Genomic DNA, 6,365 nt, shown 5'->3' on the forward strand with positions numbered 1-6,365 from the left:
GGCGGCGGCGGTGGCGACCGTCGGGCTGGCGGCCTGCGCGTCGGTGACCAGCGTCGCAAGCAGCGGATCGTCGAACTGCGACCACCAGCGGCGCAGGTCCGTGGTCTGGCCGCCGTGCGGCATGGGCGCGTGCCATTGCGCGGCGACGGGGACGGCGCCGGGTGGCGTGATCGGCGGGGACAACGCGCCGCAGGCGCTCAGGAGCGGCAGGCTCAGGACGGTGAAGAAGGGAGAGCGACGGTGCATGGGCCGCGACTGTCGTGTCGCCCGTCTTTCCGGCTCCTTACCGCCGATCGACGCCTCCGACCATCCCCCGGCGGTGCGCCGGCTCAAGGAGGAAAGGTGGGCGGGGCCAGTCCTTGCCGACCTGCTTCAGAGGAAAACAGGCACCGTACGGTAAGGAGTCAGTAAGACGGCGGCGCCGAGGATGCGGGCTCCAATCACCGCCCCCACTCGGGAACTTCTCATGGCACCGCAGACACGATTCCTTCCGCATGCATCCCGGGCGCTCACGCGCGCCGTCTTCTCTTCCGCCGCCGTGCTCTGCGTGTCGGCCCCGCTGTCCGCGCTGGCGGCCGGACCGGGCGGCCCCGGCCAGGACGGCGAGTCCTCGTGGGGACTGGGCATCGGCGCCGTGAGTTCCCAGAAGGCCTACACCGGCTACGACCGCGAGACCAAGGTGCTGCCGATGCTCAGCTATGAGAACCGCTGGGTGAAGCTGTCCGGCCTCGGGCTCACGGGCAAGCTGCCGAGCTGGACCATCAACCCGACGCAGCGCGTCGACTTCGGTCTGGTGGCCAAGCTGGACCTGGGCGGCTACGAGCAGGACGACGCGCCCATCCTCAACGGCATGGCCGAGCGCAAGGGCGGCGTGTGGGTCGGCGCCAAGGCCGAGTGGAAGACGGACATGTTCGACCTGGGCGGGCAATGGACGGCCGACGCCTCCGGCCACAGCAAGGGCCAGAAGTTCGAGCTGACGCTGGAGAAGACCTGGCGCCTCGGCGGCCAGTGGATGCTGACGCCGCGCCTGGGCGCGAACTGGGTCGACAAGAAGTATGTCGACTACTACTACGGCGTGCGCGCCGAAGAGGCCCGCGCAGGCCGGGCGTTCTACCAGGGCAAGTCGACGACCAACGCCGAGGTGGGGCTGCGCACGATGTACCTGTTCGACCGCCACCACGCGATGCTGCTGGACCTCAGCGTCACGGGACTGGGCAGCGGCATCAAGGACAGCTCGCTGGTCGACCGTTCGACGGAGAATCGGGTCTTCGTGGGCTACCAGTACCGCTTCTGATGCTTGAAGGACGTCGAGCGCCAGCCGAGAACGCGCCGTCCGGCGCCGCGCCGGGATCGGCCGGGGCCTCGGAATCCTCCCGTCCATCGGGCTCGGCTGGCTCGACGGGCTGGATGAACAGCCTCACCGCGAAGGTCCTGGTGGCCTACCTCGTCGGGGTGGTGCTGACCGTGGCGACGCTGGTGCTCGTCTTCGACGGCGTGACGCGCTGGCGCGGCACGCTGTACTTCGACGAGGACATCTCCGAATTCGCCGAGGAACTCTCGGAGAAGCTGGTGTTCGACGCGAGCGGCATGCCGGTCGGCTTCAACGCGGATGCGCGGCAGTACGACTGGATGTACCTCAAGCTGAAGGACGACCTGGCGTACCGACTGCTGGACGCGTCGGGCCGGGTCGTGCTCGCATCGCCGGCGTCGGAGGACTTCTGGGCCGCGAGCGGCCCGGGCGCGCAGCGCTTGAAGCAGGGCAACTTCTCGTTCGAATACGCCGGCCAGCCGATGCGCGGCGCCACCGAGGTCGTCCGGCGCGGCGGCCGCGCGTGGTACTTCCAGCAGGCCGGCAGCGCGCGGCTGTTCGAGCTCTTCCACGTCGAGTTCGCGATGCCCTTCATGAGCAAGGGCATGGGGCTGTTCGCGACGACGCTGCTGCTGGTCTTCGGCGTGTGCGCCTACCTGACGCTGCGGCGCGTGCTCAAGCCGCTGCACGAGGTCTCGGCCTCGGCGGCGGCGATCTCGCCGCGCTCGGTGCACGGGCGGCTTCAGATCGACCGCGTGCCCACGGAGATCGTCCCGCTGGTCGAGAGCTTCAACCGTGCGCTCGAGCGCCTGGAGCGCGGCTACCGCGTGCAGCAGGAGTTCCTCGCCACCGCGGCGCATGAGCTCAAGACCCCGCTGGCGCTGATCCGCGCGCAGGTGGAGTTGATGGCGGAAGGCAAGGGGCCGGACCTGCTGCTGCAGGACGTCGAGCACATGACGCGGCAGGTGCAGCAGTTGCTGCTGCTGGCCGAGGCGAGCGAGACGCAGAACTACGTCTTCGCGCCGACGGATCTCGAAGCGGCGGCGGGCGAGGCGGTGGAATACCTGACGCGCATGTCGACGGCGCGGGAGGTGGCGCTCGATGTCGTGATGGTCGGGGTGCAAGGATCGGAAGAGCCGACCGGCACGGTGACCTGGGACGCCGATCGCGGCGCGCTGTTCACGCTCCTCAAGAACCTGCTCGAGAACGCCATCCAGCACGCGCCGGCCGGCAGTCTCGTGAGCGTGGAGATCGAGGCCGACCGGTTCTCGGTCCGCGACCGCGGGCCGGGGGTGACGCCGCATCAGTTGTCGCGGATCTTCGGACGCTTCTGGCGCGGCGCGCATCGTCGCGATCACGGCGCGGGACTCGGCCTGGCGATCTGCCAGGAGATCGCGGAGGCGCATGGGTGGCAGCTGTCCGCACAACCGGAGGACCCGGGGCTGCGGATGGTGGTCGCAAAATCCCCCCCATGACCCCCGCCTCCCCGTCGTCGTCCCTGGCCGCCAAGTTCCTCATCGGCGTGTCCGTTTTGGGCCTGCTCTACCTGGGCAGGGAAGTCCTGGTGCCGATGACGCTGGCGGGAACGCTGGCCTTCGTCCTGGCGCCTTTCGTGCGCCGGTTCCGGCGCCTCGGACTGGGCCAGACTGCGGCCGCCATCTCGGCCCTGCTGCTGGCTGGCTGCTTCATGGCGATCGTCGGCGCGGCCCTGCTGGGGCAGTTGAGCGCCATGTCCCGCGAGCTGCCGGCCTACGAGTCCAACCTGCAGGAGAAGCTGGGCACCCTGCGCAAGCTCACGGTCGATCAGCTGGAGGAGGCGCATGGCCGGGCCGGCCGGATGATGGGCAGCCTGAAAGCGTCCCCGTCGCAGACCGCCGGGTCTGCGGGGTCTGTGGGGTCACCCGGAGGCGTCGACCCGGAGGAGCCGTTCCCGCGCCAGGCGACAACGTCCTCGGAGCCGCCCGACCGCGGCGAGGATGCGCTGCGGCGACTCGCCGCCGCCGTCTGGGGCCCCGCCGCCACGGTCGGCATCGTGATCCTCGTCCTGATCTTTTCCCTGCTGGAGCAGGACGTGCTCCGCGACCGTCTGATCCGCCTGCTCGGCGGATCGGACATCCGCGCCGCGACCAGCGCGGTGAACGACGCGGGCCAGCGCCTCTCGCGGTATTTCATCTCGCAGTTCACGGTCAACTTCGGCGTGGCCGTGGTGATCGGAGTCCTGCTCGCCGCGCTCGGCATGCCGCACGCCGTGATCTGGGCGGTGCTGGCCGGGGTGCTCCGCTTCATCCCGTATGTCGGGTTCCCAGCCGCGGCCTTGGGGGCCTGCGCGGTGGCCGCGGGCGTCTCACCGGAGTGGCACCTCGCCTGGTCGACCGCGCTGGTGTTCCTGGCGGTTGAACTGGTGGTGGCCCACGTGCTGGAGCCGAGGCTGTACGGGCATGCGACGGGGCTCTCCCCGCTGTCCGTGGTCGTCGCGGCCATCTTCTGGAGCGCGCTGTGGGGGCCGGTCGGCCTGCTGCTGTCCACGCCGCTGACGCTGTGCCTCGTCGTGGCGGGCCGGCATGTGCCCGCCTTGGCCTTCCTGGACATCCTCCTCGGCGACACGCCCGCGTTGAGCCTCGCGCAGCGCTTCTATCAACGCAGTCTGAGCGGCGACGCGGTGGAGATCCTGGCCGATGCCCGCGCGTTCCTGAAGCGCAAGTCGCTGGCGACCTACTGCGACAAGGTGGTCCTGCCCGCGCTCAACCTCGGCAGGGACGATCTGGTCAGGAACCTGATCACCCAGCAGCAGCGGTCCGCGGCGCAACGCGTCATCCTGCATGTCCTGGGGGAGCTGACGCGGCTGCCGCATGCGCCCAAGCGACGATGGACACGGTCGGTGCTGTTCGGCGGCGATCTCGGGCTCCAGCTGCGTCAGGATCGGCTGACCATCGAAGCAGGCTCGCCGGGCCAGTCCGCCGCGGGCGCCGGATCCGCGCTGATGTGCATCAGCATGGACGATCGGGAGGCCCATCTGTCGGCGGAGCTGCTCGTGAGAATCCTGCGCGGCGATCAGCTCGGCGCGTTGCACGTCACCGTCCAGGAACTGGCCAGCGTGCCAGCTGCGCTGGACCTGTCGGCGGTGCAGGCCGTGCTCGTCGTGGCCGCCGCCACGGACGGCGCGGTCGAAGGCGACGCCCAGGCGCTCAACGAGATGCTCGCGCGCATGCCGCAGGCCCGGGTGATCTCGATGTTCTCGGCGAACAGGACGTCCGTGGACCAGATCGCCCCCGACCGGCCGCATGACACGGCGTTTTCCTTCGAGGAGGCGATCGCGCTGCTCAAGCGTGCGGACCTCCAGGGCGTGCCGGCGGCGGATGCGGAGGCCTCGGGCCAGTCCTGAACCGCGTCGGCCGTGCCGGTCTCGGTGCCGGCCGCTTCGGAAGCGACCGACGCGCCGGCCCAAGGCGTCAGGCCGCGGCGGCGTTGACGTTGACGTTGACGTTGACGCTGTCGTCGTCGCGCAGTTCGCCCGCGGCCATCTCGTCGAAGGACAGCCGGTAGTCGGGGACAGGTCTTGCGTGTCTTTCCTCGGCCTGCGCCCGGGCGAGCAGGGCGCGGCGCGCGGGGTCCGCCTTGATCAGGCGCCGGGCGCGGCCGATTTCCTCCGCATGCTCGGGCCGGCGGCGCTCCCAGTCGGCCAGCAGTGGGCCGTGACGTTCAGGGAAGATGCACCACCATTCCACGATCGAGGCCGCGTTGTTGAGGTCGAGCAGCATGCCGGTACTCCGGGAGTTGGATGGCTCGATGATACTGTATTTGCATACAGTAGTGGCTCAAATGTGCAGGAGTCGTTTGGCGGGAGATCCTGCCAGCAGGCGCGCCGTGGGAGGGGCCTTGTCCGCAGCCGCAGGAGCGCGGCGCCGGGCTCACACCGCGCTGGCGCGGATCCTGGACTGGCCGAAGGTCACCGGCGCCTGCGCCAGCACGGCCATCGCCTGCAGCAGGCGCTCCAGGTCGTAGGTCTTGTCGTAGAAGCCGGTGATGCCCGCGTCCACGCACCGCGGACCGTACTCCGCCTCGTCGGCCGAGGTGACCATGTAGGCGATGCCTTCGTAGCCGGCCTTGCGCAGGCGTTCCATCAGCGCGAAACCGCATCCCCGGACGAGGTCCAGTTCGGTCAGCACGAGGTCCGGGGCGCACAGCGCCGCCAGCAGGACCGCCTGGTCTTCATCGGAGGCCTGGCCCACCACGGTCGCGGTGGGCACTTCCCGCAGCCGCTCGTAGAGCATCTTGCGGAAGGTGTCGGAAGGATCGACGAGCAGAATCTTCATGGCTTTCTCCTGGACCAAATACTCGCACCGCCGCGACGGGATGTCTGCGCCGACGGTGCCACTCCGGATGTAGGTGATTGCCTGACTCGGGGGCTTCGCGTGATGACTTTCACGAACGTCACACCGCGACACACTGCATCACATGGCGACGTCCGCGGGCGCGGACCGCACCGTCACCCCCGCGCGTTTCGGCCCTTGGGCGGCCCAGCGCCACAGCGCGTCCGCCATCGCCTGCGCCGCGGCCGACAACGCACGGTCGCGGCGCCGGATCAGGTAGATGTGGCGCTGCAGGCCCTCCTCGGCGATCGGACGCGCGATCAGATCGGGGTGGTTGAAGTGGAACAGCGTCAGCGCCGGCACCAGCGTCACGCCGAGGCCGGCGACGACCATCCCGGCCACGGTGCTGAGCTGCTCCAGTTCCAGGACCGGGCGCAAGCGCTGCGAGGGCTGCGAAGGCAGGGCGGCGTCCAGCGCCTGCCGCACGCTGCTGTGCCGCGCCAGGCCGATCAGCGCCTGGTTCTCGAGCTCCGCCAGCCGGGGCCGGCGACGGCGCGCCAGCGGATGATCCCGACGGCAGACCAGATAGAAGTCATCGGACAGGAAGGGCAAGGCGGACAACTCCGGCGCGGTGGTGCGGACGGCGGCCAGCGCAAGGTCGGCCCGGCCGGACCGGACCCGCTCCACGCAGCTCTCCGACAGCACATCCGCCAGGTCGAGCTCGATGCCCGGATAGTCGCGCCGGA

At 70.0% G+C, this 6,365-nt stretch carries 6 protein-coding genes and 1 pseudogene; 3 read left to right on the plus strand and 4 right to left on the minus strand.

Features of this window, described 5'->3' with window-relative positions:
• Positions 1-246: pseudogene (locus VF536_RS17850) on the minus strand (RND transporter); the annotation flags it as partial.
• Positions 247-466: 220 nt separating this feature from the next.
• Here VF536_RS17850 and VF536_RS17855 point away from each other — a divergent pair.
• The 3 genes from VF536_RS17855 to VF536_RS17865 all read left to right on the plus strand — a co-directional run bounded on the left by VF536_RS17855 (position 467) and on the right by VF536_RS17865 (position 4,691).
• Positions 467-1,294, plus strand: coding sequence for a MipA/OmpV family protein (locus tag VF536_RS17855; protein WP_331616205.1), 828 nt, complete (start codon positions 467-469; stop codon positions 1,292-1,294).
• Between the two features lie 113 nt (positions 1,295-1,407).
• Positions 1,408-2,784 carry a HAMP domain-containing sensor histidine kinase gene (locus VF536_RS17860; protein ID WP_331616206.1) on the plus strand — a complete coding sequence of 459 codons (1,377 nt, stop codon included), beginning with the start codon at positions 1,408-1,410 and terminating at the stop codon, positions 2,782-2,784.
• Positions 2,781-4,691 carry an AI-2E family transporter gene (locus tag VF536_RS17865; protein WP_331616207.1) on the plus strand — a complete coding sequence of 637 codons (1,911 nt, stop codon included), beginning with the start codon at positions 2,781-2,783 and terminating at the stop codon, positions 4,689-4,691. The genes VF536_RS17860 and VF536_RS17865 overlap by 4 nt, the downstream gene beginning before the upstream one ends.
• A gap of 67 nt (positions 4,692-4,758) precedes the next feature.
• Here VF536_RS17865 and VF536_RS17870 read toward each other — a convergent pair whose 3' ends face one another.
• The 3 genes from VF536_RS17870 to VF536_RS17880 form a co-directional block, all read right to left on the minus strand.
• On the minus strand, positions 4,759-5,067 hold the full coding sequence (locus VF536_RS17870; protein WP_331616208.1) for a hypothetical protein: 309 nt from the start codon (positions 5,065-5,067) through the stop codon (positions 4,759-4,761).
• A gap of 150 nt (positions 5,068-5,217) precedes the next feature.
• A complete protein-coding gene (locus VF536_RS17875) occupies positions 5,218-5,622 on the minus strand; it encodes a response regulator (protein WP_331616209.1) in 405 nt (134 codons plus the stop codon).
• Between the two features lie 138 nt (positions 5,623-5,760).
• Positions 5,761-6,365: LysR substrate-binding domain-containing protein (locus VF536_RS17880; RefSeq protein ID WP_331616210.1), on the minus strand; the 605-nt coding region annotated here is incomplete at its 5' end.

It is taken from the genome of Roseateles sp., from assembly GCF_036486225.1.
Taxonomy (GTDB): Bacteria; Pseudomonadota; Gammaproteobacteria; order Burkholderiales; family Burkholderiaceae_C; genus Roseateles.